Annotated in this window: 24 protein-coding genes; 12 read left to right on the top strand and 12 right to left on the bottom strand. The window is 53.6% G+C overall.

Going from position 1 to position 24775, the window contains the following annotated elements; translation table 11 throughout:
- Positions 1-39 precede the first annotated feature (39 nt).
- From hydA to K1718_RS14915, 8 genes are all read left to right on the top strand, one after another.
- Positions 40-1497: a dihydropyrimidinase gene (gene hydA, locus K1718_RS14950; RefSeq protein WP_265681857.1), complete on the top strand. Its 1458-nt coding sequence runs from the start codon at positions 40-42 to the stop codon at positions 1495-1497.
- Positions 1498-1592: 95 nt separating this feature from the next.
- Positions 1593-2432 (top strand): ABC transporter ATP-binding protein, encoded by an 840-nt coding sequence (locus K1718_RS14945; RefSeq protein WP_152501679.1) that lies wholly within the window; start codon positions 1593-1595, stop codon positions 2430-2432.
- The gene (locus tag K1718_RS14940; RefSeq protein WP_265681859.1) at positions 2422-2901 is read left to right on the top strand and encodes a GNAT family N-acetyltransferase; all 480 of its coding nucleotides are present in this window, start codon (positions 2422-2424) and stop codon (positions 2899-2901) included. Before K1718_RS14945 ends, K1718_RS14940 begins: the two co-directional genes overlap by 11 nt.
- Positions 2898-3821 carry an ABC transporter permease gene (locus K1718_RS14935; RefSeq protein ID WP_152501677.1) on the top strand — a complete coding sequence of 308 codons (924 nt, stop codon included), beginning with the start codon at positions 2898-2900 and terminating at the stop codon, positions 3819-3821. Before K1718_RS14940 ends, K1718_RS14935 begins: the two co-directional genes overlap by 4 nt.
- Positions 3818-4963 (top strand): ABC transporter permease, encoded by a 1146-nt coding sequence (locus tag K1718_RS14930; RefSeq protein ID WP_152501676.1) that lies wholly within the window; start codon positions 3818-3820, stop codon positions 4961-4963. The genes K1718_RS14935 and K1718_RS14930 overlap by 4 nt, the downstream gene beginning before the upstream one ends.
- 1 nt (position 4964) lies before the next feature.
- Entirely contained in the window at positions 4965-5201 is a 237-nt protein-coding gene (locus tag K1718_RS14925) for a hypothetical protein (protein ID WP_265681861.1), read from the top strand.
- Between the two features lie 27 nt (positions 5202-5228).
- A complete protein-coding gene (mazG, locus tag K1718_RS14920) occupies positions 5229-6056 on the top strand; it encodes a nucleoside triphosphate pyrophosphohydrolase (RefSeq protein ID WP_265681862.1) in 828 nt (275 codons plus the stop codon).
- 170 nt (positions 6057-6226) lie between these two features.
- A complete protein-coding gene (locus K1718_RS14915; RefSeq protein WP_152501674.1) occupies positions 6227-7450 on the top strand; it encodes an MFS transporter in 1224 nt (407 codons plus the stop codon).
- Positions 7451-7507: 57 nt separating this feature from the next.
- On the opposite strand, the gene hflX is transcribed toward K1718_RS14915, so the two are convergent.
- The 9 genes from hflX to dusB form a co-directional block, all read right to left on the bottom strand.
- Positions 7508-8944, bottom strand: coding sequence for a GTPase HflX (gene hflX / locus K1718_RS14910; protein ID WP_418068037.1), 1437 nt, complete (start codon positions 8942-8944; stop codon positions 7508-7510).
- Entirely contained in the window at positions 8945-9202 is a 258-nt protein-coding gene (hfq, locus tag K1718_RS14905) for an RNA chaperone Hfq (protein WP_173006241.1), read from the bottom strand.
- A 187-nt stretch (positions 9203-9389) separates the two neighbouring features.
- Positions 9390-10253: a D-amino-acid transaminase gene (locus K1718_RS14900; RefSeq protein WP_152501673.1), complete on the bottom strand. Its 864-nt coding sequence runs from the start codon at positions 10251-10253 to the stop codon at positions 9390-9392.
- 102 nt (positions 10254-10355) lie between these two features.
- Complete coding sequence (gene trkA, locus K1718_RS14895) at positions 10356-11732, bottom strand: Trk system potassium transporter TrkA (protein ID WP_152501672.1); 1377 nt, start codon at positions 11730-11732, stop codon at positions 10356-10358.
- 50 nt (positions 11733-11782) lie between these two features.
- Positions 11783-13150 carry a nitrogen assimilation response regulator NtrX gene (gene ntrX, locus K1718_RS14890; RefSeq protein WP_265681865.1) on the bottom strand — a complete coding sequence of 456 codons (1368 nt, stop codon included), beginning with the start codon at positions 13148-13150 and terminating at the stop codon, positions 11783-11785.
- Positions 13140-15404: a sensor histidine kinase NtrY-like gene (locus K1718_RS14885; protein WP_152501670.1), complete on the bottom strand. Its 2265-nt coding sequence runs from the start codon at positions 15402-15404 to the stop codon at positions 13140-13142. The genes ntrX and K1718_RS14885 overlap by 11 nt, the downstream gene beginning before the upstream one ends.
- 343 nt (positions 15405-15747) lie before the next feature.
- Positions 15748-17187, bottom strand: coding sequence for a nitrogen regulation protein NR(I) (gene ntrC, locus K1718_RS14880; protein WP_152501669.1), 1440 nt, complete (start codon positions 17185-17187; stop codon positions 15748-15750).
- 2 nt (positions 17188-17189) lie between these two features.
- Entirely contained in the window at positions 17190-18284 is a 1095-nt protein-coding gene (locus K1718_RS14875) for a two-component system sensor histidine kinase NtrB (RefSeq protein ID WP_152504293.1), read from the bottom strand.
- A gap of 53 nt (positions 18285-18337) precedes the next feature.
- Positions 18338-19342, bottom strand: coding sequence for a tRNA dihydrouridine synthase DusB (gene dusB, locus K1718_RS14870; protein ID WP_265681868.1), 1005 nt, complete (start codon positions 19340-19342; stop codon positions 18338-18340).
- Positions 19343-19514: 172 nt separating this feature from the next.
- Between dusB and K1718_RS14865 the strand changes: the two genes are divergently transcribed.
- The 4 genes from K1718_RS14865 (at position 19515) to K1718_RS14850 (ending at position 22711) form a co-directional block, all read left to right on the top strand.
- The gene (locus tag K1718_RS14865; RefSeq protein WP_265681869.1) at positions 19515-20768 is read left to right on the top strand and encodes a bifunctional 2-C-methyl-D-erythritol 4-phosphate cytidylyltransferase/2-C-methyl-D-erythritol 2,4-cyclodiphosphate synthase; all 1254 of its coding nucleotides are present in this window, start codon (positions 19515-19517) and stop codon (positions 20766-20768) included.
- A gap of 24 nt (positions 20769-20792) precedes the next feature.
- The gene (locus K1718_RS14860; RefSeq protein ID WP_265681871.1) at positions 20793-21302 is read left to right on the top strand and encodes a CinA family protein; all 510 of its coding nucleotides are present in this window, start codon (positions 20793-20795) and stop codon (positions 21300-21302) included.
- Positions 21303-21699: 397 nt separating this feature from the next.
- Entirely contained in the window at positions 21700-22176 is a 477-nt protein-coding gene (locus K1718_RS14855; protein ID WP_152501665.1) for a hypothetical protein, read from the top strand.
- A gap of 100 nt (positions 22177-22276) precedes the next feature.
- Entirely contained in the window at positions 22277-22711 is a 435-nt protein-coding gene (locus tag K1718_RS14850; protein WP_152501664.1) for a hypothetical protein, read from the top strand.
- Between the two features lie 6 nt (positions 22712-22717).
- Here K1718_RS14850 and K1718_RS14845 read toward each other — a convergent pair whose 3' ends face one another.
- From K1718_RS14845 to K1718_RS14835, 3 genes are read right to left on the bottom strand one after another with little or no spacing between them, the layout of a single operon-like run.
- On the bottom strand, positions 22718-23170 hold the full coding sequence (locus K1718_RS14845; protein WP_152501663.1) for a type II toxin-antitoxin system RatA family toxin: 453 nt from the start codon (positions 23168-23170) through the stop codon (positions 22718-22720).
- A gap of 30 nt (positions 23171-23200) precedes the next feature.
- Positions 23201-24175, bottom strand: a complete 975-nt coding sequence (gene lipA, locus K1718_RS14840; protein ID WP_265681876.1) for a lipoyl synthase — start codon at positions 24173-24175, stop codon at positions 23201-23203.
- 56 nt (positions 24176-24231) lie between these two features.
- The gene (locus K1718_RS14835) at positions 24232-24654 is read right to left on the bottom strand and encodes an acyl-CoA thioesterase (RefSeq protein WP_265681878.1); all 423 of its coding nucleotides are present in this window, start codon (positions 24652-24654) and stop codon (positions 24232-24234) included.
- Between the last annotated feature and the right edge of the window lie 121 nt (positions 24655-24775).

The following is a 24775-nucleotide window of genomic DNA, read 5'->3' as shown; positions in this document are numbered from 1 at the left end:
TCCGCCGGTGAAACTTATGTGAACGAAAGGGAAACGACGATGGCAAGCAAAGTGATCAAAGGTGGCACTGTTGTCACTGCTGACCTGTCCTACGAAGCCGACGTGAAGATCGAAGACGGCCGTATTGTCGAAATCGGCCCGAACCTTTCAGGTGACGAAACCCTGGACGCGACCGGTTGCTACATCATGCCGGGCGGCATTGATCCGCACACGCATCTGGAAATGCCTTTCATGGGCACATTCTCATCTGACAATTTCGACAGCGGGACCCGTGCAGCCCTATCCGGTGGCACGACAATGGTCGTTGACTTTGCCTTGCCCTCACCCGGTCAGTCGCTGCTTGAAGCGCTGCAGATGTGGGACAACAAGTCCACAATGGCGCATTGCGACTATTCCTTCCATATGGCCATCACTTGGTGGGGTGAGCAGGTCTTTGACGACATGCAGGAAGTGGTCCAGAAAAAGGGCATCAACACGTTCAAACACTTCATGGCGTATAAAGGCGCTCTGATGGTGAATGACGACGAGATGTTCGCCTCCTTCCAGCGCTGCGCTGAACTTGGCGCTTTGCCCCTGGTCCACGCTGAGAACGGCGACGTTGTCGCAACGCTTCAACAAAAGCTGCTGGCAGAAGGTCACAATGGCCCCGAAGGCCATGCACACTCTCGCCCACCGGAAGTTGAAGGGGAAGCAACCAACCGCGCTATTATGATCGCCGATATGGCAGGTGTCCCTGTTTATATCGTCCACACCTCATCCGAACAGGCACATGAAGCAATCCGTCGGGCAAGGCAGAATGGCATTCGCGCTTATGGCGAACCTTTGATCCAGCACCTGACACTCGATGACAGTGAATATTATCATCATGATTGGGACCATTCCGCCCGCCGCGTGATGTCTCCGCCGTTCCGCGACAAGAAGCACCAGGACAGTCTGTGGGCAGGCCTGGCCTCGGGTTCCCTTCAGGTGGTCGCGACGGACCACTGCGCTTTCACAACCGACCAAAAACGTACCGGCGTGGGGGATTTCACGAAGATCCCCAACGGCACCGGCGGTTTGGAAGACCGCATGCCAATGCTCTGGACTTTCGGAGTTGGAACCGGTCGGTTGACGCCAAACGAATTTGTCGCGGTTACTTCAACCAATATTGCAAAGATCCTGAATATCTATCCGAAAAAAGGAGCTGTTTTGGTTGGAGCGGATGCCGACCTGGTGGTCTGGGATCCGCAAAAGGAAAAGACAATCACAGCTACCAACCAGCAGTCAGCCATCGACTACAACGTCTTTGAAGGCAAGGCTGTCAAAGGGCTTCCTCGATACACACTGACACGTGGACGTGTCGCGGTCGAAGACGGCACCGTCAATCACAAACAGGGCCATGGTGAGTTTGTCGCCCGTGAGCCTTTCCAGGCTGTGAACAAAGCACTTTCGACGTGGAAAGAGCTGACTGCTCCGCGCAAAGTGGAACGTACGGGCATTCCAGCCAGTGGTGTCTGACTGAAGATATTCCCTCCCCGTCTGGGGAGGGAACCGTGCCAAGGGAGGGCCCGTTTGTCGGCCAGTTTTCCAATGGCTCGATAGCGAGGAAATGAATGACTGCTCTTGCCAGCGCAAAGGACACCGAAACGGTGGAACAGACGACCAGCGCCAGCCCGAAACGCGTTATCGACATCGACAATCTGTCGCTGACGTTCGAAACCAATGACGGACCGGTTCACGCCCTTTCCGACATCGACCTCAAGATCGACGAAGGTGATTTCGTTTCGTTTATCGGCCCGTCCGGTTGCGGCAAGACCACGCTGTTGCGCGTGATCGCCGATCTGGAACGGCCAACGGCCGGATCAATAACAGTCAACGGTGTCTCACCGGAGAAAGCCCGCCTGAACCGTGCTTATGGCTATGTATTTCAAGCTGCGGCTCTTTATCCCTGGCGCACGATCGCCAAGAATGTCGCCCTGCCCCTTGAAATCATGGGACTGCCCAAAACTGAGCAGCAGGAGCGGATCGCCCGGAACATGGATCTTGTGAACCTGTCCGGGTTTGAAAAGAAATATCCCTGGCAGCTCTCCGGCGGCATGCAGCAACGCGCCTCTATTGCACGTGCGCTGGCCGTTGAACCGGATCTGCTTCTCATGGACGAGCCATTCGGTGCCCTGGATGAGATCGTTCGCGACCATTTGAATGAACAGCTGCTCCAATTGTGGGCAAAAACCAACAAGACCGTCGTTTTCGTGACCCACTCAATTCCGGAGGCCGTTTTCCTCTCGACCAAAATCGTTGTGCTCTGCCCTCGCCCGGGCCGCATCTATGACGTTATCGACAGCGATTTGCCGCGCGAGAGAAACCTGGACATTCGCGAAACACCGGAATTCCTGAAGATCGCCCACAGGGTACGTGACGGCCTTCGTGCCGGTCATTCTTATGAAGACTGAAGCGACCATGGTAATTGAGATCAAAAGCGCGGTCGAAGAAGACATGATAGCTTGCGGCAACATTTTGAACGATTGGATTGACGAAACGCCATGGATGCCGCGCGTCCACCCACACGATGATGTTTTGCGGCACTATGTTGATTTTGTGTATTCAAACCGCTGTGTGTTGGTTGCAAAAGACAGCGACGGATTTGTTCAGGGCTTCTCAGCAACAAGTAGCGATGGTTTCGTCACAGGGCTGTATGTCGCAAAAAGTGCCCGCAAAGACGGATTGGGCAGCCGGCTACTTGCTAACGTGAAACAAGATTTTTCCGATGGTGTCAGCTTGTGGACCTTCGTTGCCAATACTGATGCACAAAAGTTCTATTCAATGCGTGGCTTCCACGAGGTTCGCCGAACTGATGGCGACAACGAAGAGAACCTTCCGGACATACTATTTTCTTGGAAGCCATCCGGGGTGCCTCAATGACAGACACTTCTCTCCCCGGAAATCGCAGCACCAACCCTTTTTCTGGCCTGATGTCAGGAACCGTCGGACCCGTTATCGTGGTCGTCTCTGCCATTCTAGCGATCTGGTACATAGCTGCTGTTGCACTCAACACGCCCTTTCAGCAGGAAATCTATGAGCGTGCGAGCCAGACCGATGTTCCTGTCAGCCAGCTTATAACCGACACACTCGCCCAGGAACGCCCAGTGCTGCCAGCACCTCATCAGGTTGTCATAGAGATCTGGAAAACAACGGTTGAGAAGAAGATCACATCCAAACGCTCGCTGATCTATCACAGCGGCATTACGCTTTCTTCGACCTTGATGGGATTTCTTATCGGAACAACGCTCGGCATTCTGCTTGCGATCGGCATTGTTCACTCCCGCGTACTCGACAAATCCCTAATGCCGTGGATCATATCCTCGCAAACCATCCCGATCCTGGCCATCGCGCCGATGATCATCGTCGTTCTGAATGCGGTCGGGATTTCCGGATTGCTGCCGAAGGCCCTTATCTCAACTTATCTCTCCTTCTTTCCGGTTGCGGTCGGCATGGTGAAGGGGTTGCGGTCGCCTGAAGTGATCCACATGGATTTGATGCACACCTATTCTGCCACCCGCGTTCAGGCATTCTGGAAACTCCGCCTTCCCTATGCAGTGCCGTTTCTATTCACCTCCATGAAGATCGGCATGGCCGCTTCACTGGTTGGAGCGATTGTCGGTGAATTGCCAACTGGCGCCGTTGCAGGACTGGGGGCAAGACTTCTTGCAGGCTCCTACTATGGCCAAACTGTTCAGATCTGGTCCGCATTGCTCATGGCAGCCTTCCTTGCCGGGTCTCTTGTCGCGCTGATAGGCGTTTTGGAAAAACACACCCTCAAACGTATGGGCATGGCAAGATGAGTGCACAAGCAGCTGCCAAACGCAGATTAGACATGCCGGCCCTTCTTGCCTGGTTTGTTGTGCTGATGGTGATTGTCGGGCTTTTCAGCCCAATCTTCGGGCCTGACTACGGCATCATGGACGTGCCGAGACTGGCAGCTTGTCTGGTGATCCTGGCCATTGCAGGTGTCCGGTATGAACTTGGTTTCATGCGCAACTGGATCGGGGATCTCATACTCGGGCTTGTTGCTGCCGCGTCGGCCTGGCTGTTGGTTTCAACTGTGTCGCAGCATGTCGGAGAAGCGAAACTGGGTTTCTGGGCACTGGCAATTGCGACCTGGGCAGCCTCCTGGCTGTTTGTCGAGAGACTGGCAATCTGGAAAAGCCGTTCGCAGACTATGGCCCGCATCGTGAATTTGGCGATACCAGCCATATTCGGCATCACGATACTTGTTCTTTGGCAACTGGTGGTGACCGGTGCAGGTGTGCCGAAAGTACTGTTGCCTGCCCCTTCTGAAATCTGGGTGCGGCTCATCAATTCTGTCCCGACGTTGTGGGCTGATTTCCAGCAGACTTTCCTTAAAGCGGTTCTGGCAGGCTACATAATCGGCTGCGGTTCGGCATTTCTGATTGCAATCCTTGTTGACCGGGTCCCGTTTCTGAGAAGAGGCCTTCTGCCCATCGGCAATCTGGTATCCGCTTTACCCATCATCGGCGTTGCACCGATCATGGTAATGTGGTTCGGCTTCGATTGGCCATCCAAGGCGGCGGTCGTCATCATCATGACGTTCTTTCCAATGTTGGTGAACACTGTTTCGGGCCTTGCCGCGTCAGATGCCATGCAGCGCGATTTGATGCGTACATATGCCTCCAGCTATTGGCAAACGCTCTTCAAGTTGCGCCTGCCCATGGCCATGCCGTTCATCTTCAATGCGTTGAAAATCAATTCGACCCTGGCTCTGATCGGGGCCATTGTTGCTGAATTCTTTGGCACTCCAATCGTCGGCATGGGGTTCCGGATCTCAACGGAAGTCGGTCGCATGAACGTCGATATGGTGTGGGCGGAAATCGCTGTTGCCGCTCTTGCAGGATCCTTGTTCTACGGCGCAGTGGCGCTGGTGGAGCGGGCCGTCACATTCTGGCACCCGTCCATAAGGAGCTGAATTGCCTGAGTTTTCGTTGCTCGAAGTCATCATAACAGCAATAGTTGTTGCGGTAATTCTTGCGACCTTTCTACTTTCTGACCTGCTGGAATTATATTCAGATCACCGAGAGAGACGTGCGCCTTATGATGGCTTCAAGGGGCACTCCAGACCGCTGCGGATTTTCATGACTGTCGTCGGCATACTGGCCTTTGTCGGTGCAGTGTTTATGATTTTTGTGGGTATTTTCTCCGCCTAAGACTTTTCACCTAAACTTGGAATGCCAATGACACCCAGCCGCAACATAGCCCGCCTCATCGAAATCATGGCGGCCTTGAGAACGCCCGTAACAGGTTGTCCCTGGGACCTGGAGCAAAACTTTTCGACTATTGCTCCCTATACGCTCGAAGAAGCTTACGAAGTCGCAGATGCAATCGCAAAAAATGATCTGCTGGAACTGCGAGAAGAGCTTGGCGATCTGTTGCTCCAGGTGGTCTATCACGCGCGCATGGCCGAGGAAGGCGAGCACTTTGATTTCGGCGATGTCGTTGAAGGCATAACCAAAAAACTGATCCGTCGCCATCCTCATGTTTTCGGCGATGAAAACGGTGAAAAGGCGGAACACGTCAAAGGTATCTGGGAGCGGATCAAAGCCGAAGAGCGGACTGAAAAACGGGCCGAACGCAAAGCTCTCGGACTTTCTGAGCCGAGCAAAGGCTATCTTGACGATGTACCGACCGCCTTCCCTGCTCTTCAGGAAGCCGACAAACTGCAGCGCCGGGCGTCAAAGGTCGGTTTCGACTGGAATGATACCAGGCTCGTACTCGAGAAGATCCGGGAAGAAACGCACGAATTAGATGCAGAACTTGCCAAAGGAGACCCGGACAAAGACCGCATGAGTGACGAACTTGGCGACACTCTGTTTGCACTCGCCAACCTCGCCCGCCACCTCGACATTGATCCAGAGGAAGCTTTGCGCCGAACGAACAGAAAATTCCGAACCCGGTTTGCTGCCATTGAAGACGAAGCCAGTCGGACCGACACAACGCTTCAGGACATGACACTCGAAGACATGGAAGCAGCTTGGCAAGCAGCAAAAAAGAGACAGTCATGAATTTCAGAACTCCTGGAGGTCTCCTGCCCAGCTTGGCGAGCCTGGTTCTTGAACTTCAAGTTGCTTTTTTCCGTGCCAACGGCGAGATACCCTTCAATTGTAAGACGTGATTTTCGATCCGGAGCTTGTGACAATTGGCCGTCATTGCATCTTCAGTGGAAAGACGAACTTTGTCTTTGCTGGCCGGGCAAACAAGTCTGGCACAAACAGCCTGGACAATGGCGAGCCCGTCGATTGTCATCACGTTTCTGGCCGTATCAGTCGGAATGCCAGTCTTTTTGGTTGGTGCCCTCGTGTCTGTTCGACAACTTGCCAGCTCGCTGACCGACATCTTTCTTTTTGAGAGAATTGCCAAGGTTAAAAATCGAAAGTTGGCGCTGTCTCTGTGTGACATGATCTTAGCGCTCTGTTTTGGCGCTACGATTGTCTCTGTGCTTTTCGGAACCCAGACCCAGACAAGTATCGTTTTTGTTGTCTGCATTTTCACAATGGGGGTCGCAGACGAATTTCAGCATTTGCTGATGACTGACTTTTTGGCAGACAACTTGCAATCAAAATCGCGCTTGTTGCTTCAATACACGCAGATGGCGATCGGTGGCGGATTTGGCGTTGCCTTGGCTTGGATCGCGCATGAGCTCACACTGGAATTGCCACCCCTTAGTCGGCACTCCATTGTGGTTACGATCGGCATCGCCTGTTTCGCTCTATCAGCGCTTGCAATATTGGCCGTGGAAGACAGTGCTCCAACTAACGCAGCGCGGCCATCGGCAACACGGTCTCCGCTTAGATTGGTCAGAAACTACTATCTCAACGTGCTGGCCATGATGAAACAATCATGGTTTCGCCAGTATGTGGTCATCACGACAGTTTTTTCAGCTGTGATACTCGCCGTTCCGTTCTTCGCCCTTATTGCTGCAGAGACCCACCACACAACGAGCAAGGGGCTGACGGCAATGGTCACCTCCTATGCCTTGGGCTACATCGTGGCAGGCCCGCTTTGGGGTACCTTGAACAACGTTTCTCACCGGTTGGTAATGATAACCTGTTCACTTCTGGTCGGCTTTTGCGGGTCCATCCTGGCGACACTGCATATGTTGAACCTGCAACACGATTTGAGAATACATGCCATCGCAATCTTCGTTGTCACTGTGGCAGTCCGCGGAATAATAGCGGTCTTGCAAGTCTATTTTATGGAAATTGCGCCAAAGGGTCAGCGCGTCAAAGGAATTGCGGTGGCAAGATCGTTTGGCAGACTTACAATGATTTGCCTTTCAGCGCTTTTGGCAGCAGTTGCCCACCTGCAGGAAACCGTTTGGGCAATCTTCTTCATTGCCTTTGTGAGCTTCGCGACGGCCACAATTAGCTACTTCTTCGCCAGGAAATTCGAAAAATAACTTGGACTCGACGCTCAAAATCAAGCGGTCTTCCTCACAAGTACCCTTTTGGAAACGTCAGTCTTCGGAGCTCGTGTCCAACCGGCCAGCGAGATCGAGCAGAAACTCCGAAAACAAATCCCTGAAGGGCCCGCGTTGTTTGTCGGAAACACGCACCTCAGCCGTCACGAAGTCTTCCGCATCTGAGCGTTCCAGCACTTCAGACATCTGGTAAAGCTTTGCCAGAAGAGCACCTTCTGCAACCGGTATCTGAATGGAGAAGATATCGTCGTGCATTGCCATGAACGCGTCGATGCGGTCAGACAAGCCATCGATACCTTCACCTGTCAAAGCCGACAGAGAAACAGGCCCATCATGGCCGGCATCGTCGAGCAATTTTTCCCGAAGCGCAGGATCAAGGCAGTCGATCTTGTTCCATACTTCAACGACCGGTGCGCCGCTTTGGGCGTCAACCCCGAGATCGTTCAAGGTCTTTTTGACATCCTCAGCCTGCGCATCTGTATCCGGGTGCGAAATATCGCGAACATGCAGAATAAGGTCGGCCTCCAGCACCTCTTCCAAAGTCGCCCGGAAAGCAGCAACAAGGTGGGTCGGCAAATCGGAAATGAAGCCAACCGTATCCGACAGGATAACTTCCCTGCCATGTGGCAGCTTTATCTTGCGCAACGTCGGGTCAAGAGTTGCAAACAAGAGATCTTTGGCAAAGACATCTGCCTTGGTCAACCGATTGAAAAGTGTTGACTTTCCGGCGTTGGTGTAACCGACAAGTGCCACAACAGGCTGCGGTATCTTCTTGCGTTTCTTACGATGGAGATCGCGTGTTCGTCGGACGCTTTCCAACTGCTTCTGCAGCGCAATGATGCGCTCTTGTATCTGGCGACGGTCTGCCTCGATCTGCGTTTCACCAGGCCCCCCCATAAAGCCGGCACCGCCCCGTTGCCGCTCGAGGTGGGTCCAGGACCTGACCAATCGGCTCTTCTGCCAGGTGAGATGCGCAAGATCGACCTGCAACTTACCTTCCTTGGTTCGTGCTCGGTCGCCAAAAATCTCCAGAATGAGTCCGGTGCGGTCAATCACCTTTGTCTTAAGGCGTCGTTCCAGATTTCGTTGCTGAACAGGCGTCAATGGATGGTCAATGACGACAAGGTCGAGGTCTTCGCTGGCAACAATACCGGCAAGTTCGGCCACCTTGCCTTCACCAAAGAGCTTCGCTGGTTTGGGATTGTTGACCCGAACAACGCCTGAGTGAACGATGTCGAGGTTAATGGCAGCGCTTAGGCCAACAGCTTCTTCAAGCCGTGCCTCAGGGCTTCTATTTCCACGCAGTTCGCCGGAACCTTCCCCCCGCAATTGGAGGACAGGCTCTAGGATGATCGCACGAAAAGGCTGAGGCAGGCGATCTACCCCAGTGTCTTTCACGCGAAGTGATTTCTGGCCCGGCTCTTCAGTACCGTTTGATTTTGAAAAATCGTCTGCCCGAGACTTCGGTTTCAATCAGCTTGCCTTTTCAGCGTTTTCCTCTGCCTGATCGAACAACTGAACAGGCCCGTTTGGCATAATTGTGGAAATCGCGTGCTTGTAGACAAGCTGAGAATGCCCGTCGCGACGAAGCAGGACACAGAAATTGTCGAACCAGGTTACGACGCCCTGCAATTTTACACCGTTGATCAGGAAAATTGTCAGAGGAGTTTTTTGCTTGCGAACGTGATTGAGGAAAGTGTCTTGGAGATTTTGTGCGCGCTCAGCCATCAGTCTTTTTATCCTATTTGTCCCGGATGCGGCCGAGCATCCGGCGTTCCACAGCAGCTTACCGTCAAAAGACGTTCAAGTTCAAACGCTAAGGTTTGACAACCGCTCGCTTTTTGCATTGCCCACCAGAAGAGCTGTCTGCCCCAGCTCTATATTGTTTCGAATTCGCCGCCCAACAAGGCCAATCGAATCATACCGCCTGCAAATCAGTAGCAGTATGGAACAATTCGCGCAATCGGGTTGCAACAGATCCAGGATGGCCATTTCCGATAATCCGGCCGTCCAGACGTGTCACTGGCATCACCACAGTGGTCGCCGCGGTGACGAATGCCTCCTTGGCCTCAAATGCCTCTTCAAGACTAAATGGTCTTTCTTCAAAGGTCATCCCGTCCTTTTGAACGAGTTCCAGCACAACGGCGCGAGTAATACCACGCAATATGCCGCTTTCCGCCGGCCGGGTAACCAGAACGCCCTCCTTGGTGACAATCCAGGCATTGGTCGACCCGCCTTCGGTCACATTGCCATCCTTGTCGATATACCAGGCTTCTTTGCCACCATGTTCCTTGGCATTTTGTTTGGCCAGAACATTGGGAAGCAATGCAACGGTCTTGATGTCCACTCTCGGCCAACGGTTTTCAGGGTAGCTGACGACGCCAATCCCCTCCTCCGCCGCGGCTTGTGCAGCCGCAGGGTCGCTGGAGCGAGCCGTTACCACAATGGACGGCGCCACATCTTCGGATGGGAAAACATGATCACGCCGGGCCACGCCGCGTGTCACCTGAATATAGACAAGACCGTTGCGCACCTTGTTGCGTCTGACGACCTGATGAAGCACAAATTTGACAGCGCTGCGCGCCATTGGCCAATCTATGCGCAATTCGTTTAAGGAACGGTCAAGCCGGTCAAGATGGCGAGGAACGTCGACAATCTTGCCTTGCCAAACTTCGCAGACCTCATATACGCCATCAGCGAACTGGTACCCTCGATCCTCCACATGGACTGCGGCATCCGCATGACGGACATATTGACCGTTGACATAGGCAATTCGGCTCATGCTTCCTCCGTAAGGGGCCAGGATCAAATCAAACCAATCGATATCGGGGTCATTTTTGACCTTTCGGTCAGGCAAATGCAAGGCTAGAAAATCGGCAAACGATCAGAAGAAGTCGAGACTGACGCGGAACATTTGCTCCACCTGACGAACCCTGTTGGCAACCGCAAAGATCACGATGCGATCCTGTGCCTGAATCTGCAGATCACCATTGGGTGTCAGAACCTTACCCTCGCGGAAAACGGCCCCGACACGAATACCTGACGGCAGATCAATCACCCTCAGAGGCTTGCCGACAAGTGGTGAGGTGTCCAGCGCTTCCGCCTCAACGATCTCGGCAGCACCGTTTTGCAGAGAGTGAACGCCCCTGATCCGGCCTCGGCGAACATGCTGCAGAATGCGCGAGATCGTCACCGCTCTAGGATTGATGAAAGCGTCGATACCGAGCGCATTCGCAAAGGCGGGATAGCTCGGGTTGTTCAACAAGGACAAAGAGCGCTTGCAGCCGAGCTTCTTCGCCATCACCGACGACAGAATGTTGACTTCGTCCTCGTTGGTCAGAGCGACCATCGTGTCGGCATCGCCGGCGTCCGCTTCATTGAGGATCGTTTGATCGAGAGCGCTGCCGTGAAGAATGACAGATCTTTTAAGGTCATCCGCCACGGTAATCGCACGTTCACGCGAAGCCTCGATAAGCTTGATTTTCGTTCCGGACTGACGCTGCTCAAGAGCCTTGGCAACATAAAGGCCGATATTGCCGCCTCCGGCGATAATCACCTTGGCCGCTTCCGGCTCTTCATGCCCGAAAATGCTGAGTGTACGCCTGACCTGATCTCTGCGGGCGACCACATAGGCGAGATCACCGGTCAGGATAGAGTCACTGCTCTTTGGCACGAACAGCCGATTGTTTCGGTAAAGGCCGACTACAACGGCTCCCAAATCGGGAAACAGCTCGGTGAGCTGGCGCAGCGGCGTGTCGATTACCGGGCAATCGTCTTCGCACATGATCCCGACAACAACCACCTGATCATCGGCGAACCGAACAGTTTCAACCGCCCCCGGCAATGCCAGGCGGCGCAGCACCATTTCGCCAACTTCAATCTCTGGCGAAATGATCACGTCGATCGGCATGTTGTCGCGCGAAAAGAGATTGCGCCAACGACCCTGCAGATAGGACTGTGCGCGGATCCGGGCCACCTTGGTCGGCACATTGAACAGGGAATGCGCCACCTGGCAGGCCACCATGTTGACCTCGTCATAGAGCGTGACGGCGACAATCATGTCGGCTTCTTCAGCGCCGGCCTGTGCAAGAACATCCGGGTGCGCACCATGACCGACAAAGCCGCGCACATCCAGTTGATCGCCAATCGCATTGATCAGCTCAGGTGCGGAGTCGATCACGGACACATCGTTTTGTTCTGCGGCCAATCGTTCGGCGATGCCGTACCCGACCTGACCTGCGCCGCAAATCACGATTTTCATGGAAAGAACCCTTCCCCACTCTGCTGACTAGTTCCGATGTTCACCGGGTGTCAGGTCATACCCAGGGTCTTCAGTTTCCGGTGAAGCGCAGACCGTTCCATACCGACAAATTCTGCAGTCCGCGAGATGTTCCCGTCAAATCTCTTGATTTGCGCCTGTAGATATTCACGCTCGAAAATCTCGCGCGCTTCGCGCAACGGAACGGACATGAGATGTTCTCCAGTGCCGGAACTCGGCAGGCTCGGCAAGGTTTCTCCGATTTCAGCCGGCAACAAGTCCGCCGTGATTGTGCTGTCGGGGTCACCGCGGCTCAGGATCATCAGTCGCTCAACATTGTTGCGCAGCTGACGGACATTGCCCGGCCAGTCATGCGTCTGAAGAACCGCCATTGCATCATCGCCGATCGGCCGGAGCGGAATGCCCGAAGCACCTGATATTTGCTCCATGAAATGATGCACGAGAACCGGGATGTCCTCACGCCGCTCGGCAAGCCCTGGAACCCTGAGAGGAACAACACTCAAACGGTGATAAAGATCCTGTCTGAAAAGCCCTGAAGCTATATGCTCTTCAAGGTTCTTCGACGTTGAAGACAGAATCCGGATATCAACCTGAACTTTCTGAGTTCCGCCGACACGCGAAAAGCTCTGCTCGACAAGCACCCTCAGAATCTTGCCCTGGGTTTCGGCCGGCATGTCTGCAACCTCATCAAGGTACAATGTGCCGCCATGGGCTTCCTCTAGTGCACCTATCTTGCGCAGATTTCCGTTTTCGTCCTCGATACCGAACAGCTCTTCTTCCATTCGCGCTGGCGTAATGGTGGCCGCATTGAGAACCACAAACGGGCTTTTGACCCGGGGCGACAAATCATGGATCATCCGCGCCGCACGCTCCTTGCCTGCTCCCGAAGGGCCGACGATCAGAATACGGCTATTGGTACCGGCAATCTTCTGGACAGTCTGTCTGAGACCATGAGCGGCAGAAGAGTTTCCAATGATATCACTGGTTTCGCCGCTTCGCTGCTTGAGGTCGCGAATCTCACGCTTGAGACTTGAAGCTTCCAGGGCGCGTTCGACGATGTGAACCAGACGATCAGCTTTGAACGGCTTTTCGATGTAGTCATATGCGCCGCGCTTGATTGCCGATACAGCCGTTTCGATGTTGCCATGACCCGATATGATGACAACGGGCATGTCCGGGTCGGTTTCCTTGAAAAGATCCAAGAGCGCCAAGCCATCCAGTCGGCTTCCCTGAAGCCAGATGTCGAGAATGACGAGCGACGGTTTACGCTCTTTTACCGCAGCGAGTGCGCTGTCTGAATCATGCGCAGTTCTTGTGCCGTAACCATCATCATCCAGAATACCGGCAATCATCTCTCGAATGTCGGTTTCATCGTCTATAACCAAAATATCATGTGCCATGAGCAGTCACTGCTTCTTGTTGTTGCTCGGGTTCCGGCTCGATCTCGGCCTTGGCGGCCAAAGTCAGGCGAACAAGAGTTCCCGTGTCTGAAGGATCGTTTTTGGGCGCGTCAAGCAATTCAATTCCGCCCCCGTGGTCTTCCAAAATTTTCCGCACGATCGCGAGACCCAAACCGGTCCCTTTCTCACGCGTCGTCATATATGGTTCCAGCAAGCGGCTGCGATTTTCCTCAGGCAAGCCCACGCCATTGTCGATCACATCGATGACGATGCGGCCCGACTGGTCCGGCCCTTCTCCTGAAAGACGAACCTTGACAGTGCCCTTTGGCGCATCCTCACCTTCGCGGGCTGAAACGGCTTCGGTGGCGTTCTTCACGACATTGGTCAATGCCTGGCCGATAAGCCTCGCGTCGAAGACCGCCTTGACCGGCGTGTCCGGAACATCCGCAGTCACGCTGATTTCCGGATTAGCAACAGACTGCATGAATGCAGCATCTCTTACGGCTTCCCGGAGATCTCCCGAAGACTTGTTAGGTTTGCGCATGCGGGCAAAGGACGAGAATTCATCAACCATCTGACCGATATCGCCCACCTGCCGGACAATCGTGTCAATGCATTGGTCGAAAACCTGACGATCTTCTTCAATGCGTTTGCCATATCGTCTCCGGATGCGTTCCGCAGACAGCTGAATTGGCGTTAGAGGGTTTTTGATTTCATGCGCAATTCTGCGGGCGACATCCGCCCAGGCTGAATTGCGCTGGGCCGACACAAGATCCGTAATGTCATCCAGGGTAACAACAAATCCGTGTTCGCGTCGGGTTGATTGTTCGGTCGTAATGCGAACGTTAATTGTCCTCAGCCGTCCGCCACGCGCGATTTCGATCTGTCTCTCAGGCAGGCGGTCACCATCATTTTCCAGGAGCTCCCGGATGCACTCATTCAATTCAGGAACAACCTCCATCAAGGGCTTGTTCAGAATCTGGATCTCATCAAGCTGCAGAAGCTCCAATGCTGACCGGTTGATCAACATGATTGACGCTTCATCGTCTATCCCGATCACACCCGTAGAGACCCCTGACAACACCGCCTCATTAAATCTCCGGCGCCGGTCAATCTGTTCATTGGCAGCAAGCAAAGCATCGCGTTGACCGAGCAACTGCCCGGTCATCTTGTTGAATGTCGTTCCAAGATTTGCGAGGTCTCCGCCCGATTTTTCCGTTCGGACCTTCACTGCAAGATTGCCTTTGGCAACTTCGTCGGCCGCCGAAATCAACGTTCTGATTGGCGACACAAGCCGGTTGGCAAAACCAAAGCCGATCCAGATGGCTGACAAGAGAAGAACCAGTGCCACACCGAGATAGACAAGAGCAAAGGCGACTTGCACCCCGAACCTGCTACTCTCCATCTGTTGGTATTGAGAGGCCCCTGTCTCTGCCAGACGCAAATATTCGACAACACGCGGATCGATGGCGCGCACGGCGTAGAGATAGAAGTTGTCGTATGCAGACAGTTTCATGATTCCGCCGACGATATTGGAACTTCCTGGTGCAATCAGGATCGGATCACCGGACTTTGCCTTGAAAAAACTGTCAGCCGGCGGCAGTGGAACATCGGCATTTGGATCCAGCACAACACGCGTGACAACCTTACCTTCGCTGTCGAGGATAAACGCCGCCAGAATCCCACGCAAAGATACTTGCGTCGCGAAAAACTGATCAAAGCGCGTCGGTTCGAAGTCGTAGACAGCTTTGGCACGATCAATGTCGTTGGTCATGGCGATCAGATCGCCGCGCAACACGCGCGCATGTTCCTGCAGATAGGCCTGCGCAACCGTAAGGGCATTGTCGATAATCTGGCGGGTGCGCTCCTCAAACCAGCGATCGAGACCCCGATCCAGCGTAATAGCGGCCAATATTGCCATAAGAATAGCTGGAACCGCTGCAACGACACTGAAAAGAGCAACGACCCGCACATGAAGACGGGCAGCCGCACGACCGCGCCGTCGCGCCTGCCATAGCTTCAGAATTTCAACGGAAATGACGCCAAGCAGAACTGCAGCTAATGCGCCATTGATCGTCATTGCAGTGACAATGACTTCCCGAGTCGGGTCGATGGTTGTAAGCCCCATCAGAATGGCAAATGTCACGCCAATCGAAATCAGGGCGACAACCATGATTGCGAGGCCTGCGCGGCGCCAGAGTTTACCTGCCGCACTCGACTGCGCTGCCGATCGCTGTTCCGCTTCCAGTATCATTAAGCCTCAGCACAGCGGCCGTGAAATATCGACCGCATTCAATATCGTTTTATGCGGCAAACTTATCACACAATGTTGCGAAATTGCGACAGGGCGGCAGCATCACCGAAAAAATGCGGTGGAAGATTTCTTAAATAGACTTAAGAGATTGTTATATATGTATTTTTTCAATATCAAGTCTTTGTCAAACGCTTGATCGAAACCCCTTCTATCTGCCCGGCGCGGCTTCGGAACAGATTCAGGCGTTCACATCTGTTCCCACGCCTGGCTTGTTGACGCAGGAACTTGGTCTTTCGTCATCAATTTGTCGACTGGTACTTCAGCGACAAACGCTCAGCAGCAGTCAACGAACCGAGCGCATAACCTGAATGTCCAGATCGCGGATCTTTTTCCTCAAGGTGTTCCGGTTCACGCCGAGGAGTTCCGCTGCCTTGATCTGATTGCCGCGCGTCGCCGCCAGTGCTGCACTGATGAGTGGATACTCAACTTCCCGCAAGATACGATGATAGAGCCCTGGAGGTGGCAAAGCCTCTCCAAAAGTATCGAAATAGCCTGCAAGGTAGCGTTCAACCGATCCACCGAGATTGATGTTCTCAGTCGTTTCTTCTTCAACCGAAGCAACAGAAGGCTGGCTAAGCTCCTGTTCAAGCAGATTTTCGCTGATCACATCCTGCGGATAAAGTGCTGCCAGCCGACGGACAAGATTTTCAAGTTCTCGAACGTTCCCCGGCCAACGATACCGGCGCAGAAGGTTGAGTGCCTCTTGGTCAATCTGTTTTGCTGGCAACCCTTCCTTTTCAACCAGTGAGAAGAAGTGCCTGACAAGATCGGGAATGTCTTCGATCCGTTCACGAAGAGGTGGCAACCTGATCGGCACCACGTTGAGGCGGAAATAGAGATCTTCCCGGAAAAGCCCCTGATTGATCAGATGCCTTAGATCCTTGTTCGTTGCAGCTATAATGCGGACGTCCGTCTTGATGGGCGTACGACCACCGACCGTCGTATATTCGCCTTGCTGCAGAACCCTCAACAGGCGGGTCTGGGCTTCCATGGGCATGTCGCCAATTTCATCAAGAAAGAGCGTGCCACCGTCTGCCTGCTCGAACCGGCCGGAGCTGCGATTCTGGGCACCTGTGAACGCCCCCTTTTCGTGACCAAAGAGTTCGGCCTCGATCAAGTCTCTCGGAATGGCGGCCATGTTGATTGCAACAAATGGCCCATTTCGTCTTTTGCCATAGTCATGAAGGGCGCGCGCAACCAGTTCCTTGCCCGTTCCAGATTCGCCGTTGATCATGACCGTCAGATCGGTCTGCATAAGGCGCGCCAGAACGCGGTAGATCTCCTGCATTGCCGGAGAACGACCAACAAGCGGCATTCCCTCACCAGCATCATCCAGGTCCAGGGACGGCCGCTTTTTCGGCTCCTCCATGGCGCGTTGAACAATGCTGGTCAGTTCCTTGAGGTCAAATGGCTTGGGAAGGTATTCATAAGCGCCTTTCTCAGACGCCTTGATTGCTGTCATGAATGTGTTCTGGGCGCTCATGACAAGAACAGGCAACTCGGGACGCATTTTTTTCATGCGCGGAAGCACATCAAAAATATTTTCATCCGGCATCACAACGTCGGTGATAACCAGATCTCCGTCGCCTGAAGAAACCCAACGCCACAAGGTTGAAGCGTTGGAGGTCAGCCTGACAGTGTACCCGGCCCTTGAAAGGGCCTGATTGAGGACTGTGCGAATGGCCGCGTCGTCGTCTGCAACTAGGATCGTGCCGGTCGGCATGGTCAGCTATTCCCTTCGTTCGGCTTTTGGGAGTGGGAGGCTCCTTCGCCGGAAAAAGCGGGCATGAGGATTCGGAAGACTGTTTTGTGGCGCTGGCTGTCGCATTCGATCACACCGCCGTGGTCGCCGATGATCTTCGCAACAAGCGCAAGCCCTAGTCCGGATCCGTTGGTTTTGGTCGTAATGAATGGTTCGAAAAGGTGCGGCAGCAGGTCGTCTGGAACACCTGGACCATTGTCCTGAACGCAAAATTCAAGCGGCAGACTGACCCTTTCATCCGTTCCAGGCACCGACAATCTGACACCGGGTCTGAAAGCCGTTGAAACACGGATTTCACCGTCGGGGTCATCGCCAATAGCTTCACTGGCATTCTTGATGAGGTTCAAAAACACCTGAATGAGCTGATCCTTGTTGGCATAAACAGGTGGCAAGGACGGGTCGTAGATCTCAACGATACGCTTGTCTCTTGCAAAACCGCTGTCTGACAGACGCTTCACATGGTCTAGAACCACGTGAATGTTGACAGGTTCGCGCTCGATCGGACGTTCATCGGAAAAGACTTCCATCCTGTCGACCAGTTTCACGATCCGGTCTGTTTCGTCCATGATCAGCCTGGCAAGTGCCCGATCCTCACTTGGAACGGATTGTTCCATTAACTGAGCAGCGCCGCGTATGCCGGAAAGTGGATTCTTGATCTCATGCGCGAGCATGGCTGCGAGACCCGTAACTGTGCGCGCGGCTCCGCGCGACGTCAGCTGGCGGTCGATCTTTTCAGCCATCGTGCGTTCCTGAAACATCAGCACTACAGCACCCGGTCTATCGGAGACAGGAGCGGCATTGATGTCCACGACCTTCGGCGCGCCAATGCGAGGTGAACCAATGTCGACCTTGTACTCATTGACCGGTGCCGCGCGCTCTCGCACCTGGTCGATGAGTGTCAGGAGGGGGCTGCCGAAAGGCACAAAATCACTGATCGGATGTCGGCGCAGTACCGAGACGCTTGATCGCATAAAAATTTCTGCGGCCATGTTTGCCGACTCGATCACCCCGTCCGGGGCCACAAGCAGAACAGGATGCGGCAATGCATCCAGTATCATCGGTCCATCGCTGGCCAGCGCGGCTGTTCGTCCCGTTTCAGACTTGAGATCACTCACGCAGCTGTCCGTTCATTTGCTGAAGAGATCCAGTCATGGGCAATGCGGGTCACTTCTTTGGGATTTTGGGATGTCATCAAGTTTGCTTTGAGCGCAGCAGGCATCGGTATCGCCCCTTGCGTTTCGGATTGTTCCAGGTACCAGCCGACATGTTTTCGGGCGATACGAACACCCTTACGTTCGCCATAGTGGCTCAGAATGCTCTCGTAATGCTCGATCACCAGATCCGCGAGGTCATTCCCCTCCGGCTCGGACAGATGTTCGCCGGTCGCAAGAAAATGCCCGACGAAACCCGGAAGCCATGGTCGTCCATATGCGCCTCGCCCGATCATGACAGCATCCGCCCCAGATGCTTCAAGCATGTTCAGTGCGTCGGTGTTGCTCTTACAGTCACCGTTGGCGACCAAAGGAACGGAAATAGCCGCCTTCACCCTCGAAATAATCGACCAGTTTGCAGCACCCTTGTAGAACTGGTTCCGGGTTCGACCATGAACTGTAATGAGTTTTATTCCGGCCGCTTCTGCGCGTCGGGCGAGCTCAGGTGCATTGATTGACTGTTCGTCCCAACCGAGACGCATTTTCAAGGTCACAGGAACATCAACAGCCGCAACGGTCGCATCAATCAGCGTCAGTGCGTGATCAAGATCGCGCATGAGCGCTGAGCCTGAGTAGCCAGATGTGACCTTCTTGGCCGGACACCCCATGTTTATATCGATTACATCGGCACCAAGATCGGCAATGACCTTGGCCGCCTCACCCATCCAGCGTGCTTCGCGTCCGGCAAGCTGGACAACATGCAAGCCCTGGTCATGGGCCTCGGCACGCATCTGCGTTTCCGCATCACCCTTAACAAAGGACTCGCTGGCGACCATTTCACTGACCACCATACCGGCACCAAAGCGCGCCGCGATCCGCCGAAACGGCAGATCGGTTACGCCGGACATTGGCGCGAGCACCGCCCTGTTCGGCACTTCATGCTTGCCAACCTTTAGTGTCTTCATCACAGGTAACACGCGATTCTCATTTTTTGCTTAATGCCTGTGCACTTTCTTATCTGCCTATATTGTAGACAATTAATGCAATGCAACAAGACATAATTTGCGGTCTAAACAGGTTCTTAGTTAAAGACGGCCTGTCAGTTTGAATTTTTTGGAAAGCCTGGAGAAAGCGATCATGGCAAAATCCGCGGCAGCCCTGATCGTTGCCGCTGGGCGTGGAACGCGCCTGGCAGACGCAACCGACGACCGGCCGAAGCAGTATAAGCTCCTCGCGAACAGTCCTGTTCTGAGCCATACACTGAACGCTTTGGGAAATCATCCACGGATCACACATATTGTGACCGTCATTCATCCTGACGATACAGATCTCTATTCAGAAGTATTTGCCGAGATCGAGCAGCCTATCCAAAAAAAGGTTGGCGCGGCTGTTTTTGGTGGCGCAACCCGACAAACATCGGTTTTCGAGGGATTGAAGGCACTGGAAAGCGTGCCTTGTGACTACGTCCTCATTCACGATGCAGCACGTCCCTTTGTCGACACGGGAACCATTGACCGAGTGCTGGAAAGGCTTGACCAGGGCGCCGAGGGAGCACTGGCTGCGGTACCTGTTGCTGACACGCTCAAAAAAGCAGACCAATCCAGCGGCAACCTGGAAACGATTGACAGAACCGGCTTATGGGCAGCACAGACACCTCAGGGATTTCCGCTGCAAAGTATCCTTGCAGCACACATGCGCGCGAACGAAGCTGGACAAACGGCTTTTACGGACGACACAGGTCTTGCGGAATGGAATGGCATGACCATTTCACTTTCAGAAGGCGATCCAGCCAACTTTAAGATCACAACCGGCGCAGACCTCAAGCGCGCTGAAAAACAGGCAACCTATTTTAAGATGAAAGCTGAAACTGCCGCACCCCGACCTCTTAGTGAATTGGCGGACGTGAGAGTCGGTATAGGCTATGACGTCCATGCTTTTGAGGACGGTGAAGCAGTCATCCTTGGCGGCTTTTCCATACCGCATTCCAAGCGCCTGAAAGGACATTCAGACGCCGATGTTGCACTTCATGCCATTACCGACGCGACGCTCGGCGCAATCGGAGACGGAGACATCGGTCAACACTTTCCACCCAGTGACCCTGAATGGAAAGGCGCATCTTCTGATCAATTCCAGCAACACGCCATCAAGAGACTGGCTGCCCTTGGTGGCCGCATTGCACATATTGACCTTACGATAGTTTGCGAGGAACCGAAGATCGGCCCCCACCGAGAAGAAGTTCGGGCATCTGTTGCGCGTATTTGCGAGCTCCCGCTTTCGCGTGTCTCGGTTAAGGCGACGACCTCCGAGAAACTGGGGTTTACCGGCCGAAAGGAAGGTATTGCAGCGCTTGCAAGTGTTACAGTTCGCCTCCCTCTGAAAGACGATGAGTAAAAGTTCAGCCTGATGACAACTCCAATGAGCAGCCCTGCACCACGCAATCTGGACGATCTCATTCCCCTGGCAACCGAAGTCTTGGACGCAATGAAAGCCAAGGGTTTGATGCTTGCAACAGCGGAATCGTGCACCGGCGGCTTGATCAGCGGTGTTCTGACAGAAATCGCCGGATCTTCGGCCGTCGTTGACCGTTCTTTCGTCACTTATTCGAATGAAGCCAAGTCAGATATGCTGGGTGTTTCAGCTGGGCTCATTCAAAGTGCCGGCGCCGTCAGCAAGGATGTTGCAATGGCAATGGCAGAAGGCGCATTGAAGCACTCCAATGCGGATATCACCGTCTCCGTAACAGGTATCGCAGGTCCAGGCGGCGGAAGTGAAGACAAGCCGGTCGGGACAGTTCATGTAGCTGTTGCAGTTCGGGGAAAGACAACACAACACATGCATTGCTGGTTTGCAGACCGTGGTCGTCAGTCGATCAGACTTGAAACCGTACAGACCGCCCTAACCTCTGTTCTCAATGCGGCCACTTAGGTATTGCTTTCAAAGATAGGACTAATTCCAGACGGACAGAGCGCAACACAACGGATTTGGTTCAGGTTGTTGTGATCTTCCTCGTATCCAGTTTTACAAAAAGTACAAAAGTTTTCCTGACCAAAGCCAAAGACCAGCTTCAAAGCCGTCTGCCGACGATGGGAGAAGGTTTCACATGGAAGCGGCCATAAAGCAAAAGCTCCAGTTTTCACCATGAATAGTGAGCTGAACACTTGCCTTTAAATCCAAGAACCCGGTTTTTCTCTGAGGTCCTCGGACCATTAAATTTTTAATCAACTTCAATTACCAGTAGCAACAGGTTTTACAAACACTTCTCATATGGTCACGCTCGGGAAGAACCAAGACGCGATCTATTTCGCGAAACGGGAATGAGTAAATGACTGTCGCACGGATGCTTCTTGCAGCAGGAACACTGCTAGCAGGTGGAGCAATTGCAAAAGCGGAGAGCGAACAACTGGCCGTCGGAGACACCTATATTGTGTCTCGGGACGACTATAGTGCGTTTCGTGGGTCCCACCGCATCTACAGCAGGATGTCAGACGGACTGGTTCAGGTTGAGTATTGCGGTCGCAAGTACTGGGTGCGCTACGCGACTGTGGCGTGGACCGAGCTCGAAGTGGAACAAAACTACACTGTTCGAGTTGAGTACAACTGGGGCAAAGGCTGGCGACCGATTTGTGCGCATCCCGAAGAACAAGTCACGTTGGAAGGGCTTGGAATTTACGACGATCCCAGAGTGATCGTTCAAAACGACGGGTCGACGGTGAAATCGGTGAACAGATTTGCTGCAATCAGAGAGTCTTTCCGCCCGACAACGGTCGAGGACGCTGCAAACACGTTGCGAGGCAATTAATCCAAAAACGAGCCGCCAAAGGTAAGGCTCGGGTAACAACAATACATGTAGACTTAGACATTGCAGGCAATAAGGGGGCCGAGCAAAAAGGACCAACCGCATGAAACGCGCCCTTGCGTTCCTGACGTTATCAACGATATCCGCTGTCTACATGGCGGGCGCTGCGCATGCGCAGGGCGATTTCTATATCCGTTCAAACTATTCGAACGGTGGGTTCAACGGATCTCACGAAATCCTCACTCTACCCAAAAAGGGCTATCACGAAGCTCGCTATTGCGACCGCACATTCTGGGTGTCTTCCGGGACGGTTGTCTGGACGGAAGAAGAAGTTGCAGCGGGCCGAAGTCTGATAGTTGAAGAAAATATTGGCGCTGAAAGACGTGTGGTTTGTTCGGACTATTCCGCGTTTGCGACTCTTGATGATCTTGGTTTGAAGAAGCGAGAAATCGAACAGATCCGGCGCAGAAACGAACCGCTCGACATGAAATCGAGTCGTCTGCGTACAATCAGGGATGCATTCAGTCAGTTCAAATAGGCCTAGTCAAGCGCCGTAGACCTGATCCGCCCGCGCTTCAAACGCGCTGGAAAACTTGCGGAATGCCTTGTCGAACATCACGCCCATGAGCGACCCCAGCGTGCGGCTGCGGAACTCGTATGAGATAAAGAACCCAACCTTGCTCTTGCCCTCACCTGTGTCCTCAAAGGTCCACTTGTTCTCCAGGTGCTTGAACGGTCCATCCAGATACTCCACCAGTATTGTCCGGTCTTCAGGGCGAAGTTCGACACGGCTGGTGAATGTTTCCTTGAACAGTTTGTAGGCAACAGTCATATCGGCGACCAGAACCGTGTTGCCATTTTCAAGTTCCTTGCGGCCGCGCACGTGCAGTCCCTGGCAGAGCGGTACGAACTGCGGGTACTTTTCGACATCTGCTACGAGGCGGAACATATCATCCGCCTTGTGATTGACCGTGTGGTTGGAAGTAAAACTCGGCATGCGGCTCAACAGATCCAGTTCTGGTCCGGCTCAGTGGCCGAGCTTCGCTTTTCGCGCAGCCCTGAGGTCGGCGAAATCCTCGCCCGCATGGTGGGAAGACCGCGTCAAAGGCGTTGCTGACACTTTCAGGAAACCCTTGGCATAGGCAATTCGCTCATAGCCCTTGAATTCCTCCGGCGTGACAAAAGACATCACTGGGTGGTGTTTTTTTGAAGGCTGCAGATATTGTCCGATTGTCAGGAAATCAACATCTGCTGCGCGCAGATCGTCCATAAGCTGGAGGACTTCATTTCTCTCTTCGCCCAGTCCAACCATGATGCCTGATTTCGTGAACATCTCTGCATCAAGTTCTTTCACTTTCTGCAGTAGACGAATGGAGTGGAAGTAGCGCGCGCCCGGCCGCACCTTCAAATACTTGGACGGGACAGTCTCCAGATTGTGATTGAACACATCGGGTTTCGCATCTACCACAATTTCCGCGGCACCCTCTTTTCTCAGAAAGTCCGGCGTCAGAACCTCGACTGTCGTTGTCGGAGAGGTTTTGCGGATTGCGTTGATAACGTCGGCAAAATGCCGAGCTCCACCGTCCTCAAGATCATCACGGTCAACTGACGTGATGACGACATGCTCCAGTCCCATGGTCGCAACCGCATCTGCGACGCCCTGTGGTTCTTTGGGGTCGACCGGACCGGGCATTCCCGTGCGCACGTTACAGAAGGCGCATGCCCGCGTGCACGTATCGCCGAGAATCATGAAACTTGCATGCTTTTTGGACCAGCATTCACCGATATTCGGACAACCGGCCTCTTCGCACACGGTCACCAGATTGTTGTCGCGCACGACATTCTGGGTCTCGCGGTAAACCGGCGAGGTCGGTGCCTTGACGCGAATCCATTTTGGTTTGCGTTGGACCGGATTATCGGGACGATGAGCCTTCTCCGGATGACGCGGTCGCGCATCGGATTTTTCATTCGGGCGATTTAGCGTGTCAACGATCGTAACCATGGGCTTTAAGTGTCGTTTTTCCCTTGAAAGGTCAATACGGAAAGCTGTTGAGCCAGCTATGTGTTTAGCGCAGGACTGCGGAGTTTCTCCAGCTTTTGCCGCGCTTCCTCCGTGAGCGGATGGGATTTTCGCGTCGATTCATTCATCTGAACAATTACCGTGACCGCCTTTGCCACAGGACTGCCATCCTGGAATACCGATTGAAAAAGACGGAACGAGCTGCGCCCGATATCCAGGACAGATGTTCCAATTTCCACTTCGCCTGGCCAATTCACTTCCGAAAGGAAATCAAGCTCAAGGCGAGCAATGACGAATGATGCCCCTGCATCTGTAAGCGCTTGGCCAAAAATGACTTCCACCCTTCCCGTTTCCAGAAACGTGGCAAAGACAGCATTGTTGATGTGACCTTGCCGATCTGTATCCGCGTATCGAAGTTTATCAATCGCGCGAAGGGGAAAATCACTGATCGTTGGGATCATCAATCTGGTATCCTCGGACTTTACAACATGCTTGCGCACACATGAATGTCTGAGCCCTGCTCCGTCTTTGCTGCATTATCAGGACATCAGTCTCATTTTATTCATCGGCATACGTTCAACC

Origin of the sequence: Roseibium porphyridii (assembly GCF_026191725.2) — a bacterium.
GTDB classification, from domain to species: Bacteria; Pseudomonadota; Alphaproteobacteria; order Rhizobiales; family Stappiaceae; genus Roseibium; species Roseibium porphyridii.
The sequence above is the reverse complement of the archived record's forward strand: the minus strand, read 5'-3'. Positions and strand labels throughout refer to the sequence as shown.

What these genes read in the sequence shown, in the direction of transcription:
- lipA (WP_265681876.1), bottom strand. Translation starts at nt 24,175, where the DNA reads ATGGTTACGATCGTTGACACGCTAAATCGCCCGAATGAAAAATCCGAT.
- dusB (WP_265681868.1), bottom strand. Translation starts at nt 19,342, where the DNA reads ATGAAGACACTAAAGGTTGGCAAGCATGAAGTGCCGAACAGGGCGGTG.
- K1718_RS14945 (WP_152501679.1), top strand. Translation starts at nt 1,593, where the DNA reads ATGACTGCTCTTGCCAGCGCAAAGGACACCGAAACGGTGGAACAGACG.
- K1718_RS14930 (WP_152501676.1), top strand. Translation starts at nt 3,818, where the DNA reads ATGAGTGCACAAGCAGCTGCCAAACGCAGATTAGACATGCCGGCCCTT.
- K1718_RS14865 (WP_265681869.1), top strand. Translation starts at nt 19,515, where the DNA reads ATGGCAAAATCCGCGGCAGCCCTGATCGTTGCCGCTGGGCGTGGAACG.
- ntrX (WP_265681865.1), bottom strand. Translation starts at nt 13,150, where the DNA reads ATGGCACATGATATTTTGGTTATAGACGATGAAACCGACATTCGAGAG.
- K1718_RS14860 (WP_265681871.1), top strand. Translation starts at nt 20,793, where the DNA reads ATGAGCAGCCCTGCACCACGCAATCTGGACGATCTCATTCCCCTGGCA.
- K1718_RS14855 (WP_152501665.1), top strand. Translation starts at nt 21,700, where the DNA reads ATGACTGTCGCACGGATGCTTCTTGCAGCAGGAACACTGCTAGCAGGT.
- K1718_RS14940 (WP_265681859.1), top strand. Translation starts at nt 2,422, where the DNA reads ATGAAGACTGAAGCGACCATGGTAATTGAGATCAAAAGCGCGGTCGAA.
- mazG (WP_265681862.1), top strand. Translation starts at nt 5,229, where the DNA reads ATGACACCCAGCCGCAACATAGCCCGCCTCATCGAAATCATGGCGGCC.
- K1718_RS14885 (WP_152501670.1), bottom strand. Translation starts at nt 15,404, where the DNA reads ATGATACTGGAAGCGGAACAGCGATCGGCAGCGCAGTCGAGTGCGGCA.
- K1718_RS14875 (WP_152504293.1), bottom strand. Translation starts at nt 18,284, where the DNA reads ATGATACTGGATGCATTGCCGCATCCTGTTCTGCTTGTGGCCCCGGAC.
- K1718_RS14900 (WP_152501673.1), bottom strand. Translation starts at nt 10,253, where the DNA reads ATGAGCCGAATTGCCTATGTCAACGGTCAATATGTCCGTCATGCGGAT.
- ntrC (WP_152501669.1), bottom strand. Translation starts at nt 17,187, where the DNA reads ATGCCGACCGGCACGATCCTAGTTGCAGACGACGACGCGGCCATTCGC.
- hydA (WP_265681857.1), top strand. Translation starts at nt 40, where the DNA reads ATGGCAAGCAAAGTGATCAAAGGTGGCACTGTTGTCACTGCTGACCTG.
- trkA (WP_152501672.1), bottom strand. Translation starts at nt 11,732, where the DNA reads ATGAAAATCGTGATTTGCGGCGCAGGTCAGGTCGGGTACGGCATCGCC.
- K1718_RS14850 (WP_152501664.1), top strand. Translation starts at nt 22,277, where the DNA reads ATGAAACGCGCCCTTGCGTTCCTGACGTTATCAACGATATCCGCTGTC.
- K1718_RS14835 (WP_265681878.1), bottom strand. Translation starts at nt 24,654, where the DNA reads ATGATCCCAACGATCAGTGATTTTCCCCTTCGCGCGATTGATAAACTT.
- K1718_RS14935 (WP_152501677.1), top strand. Translation starts at nt 2,898, where the DNA reads ATGACAGACACTTCTCTCCCCGGAAATCGCAGCACCAACCCTTTTTCT.
- K1718_RS14845 (WP_152501663.1), bottom strand. Translation starts at nt 23,170, where the DNA reads ATGCCGAGTTTTACTTCCAACCACACGGTCAATCACAAGGCGGATGAT.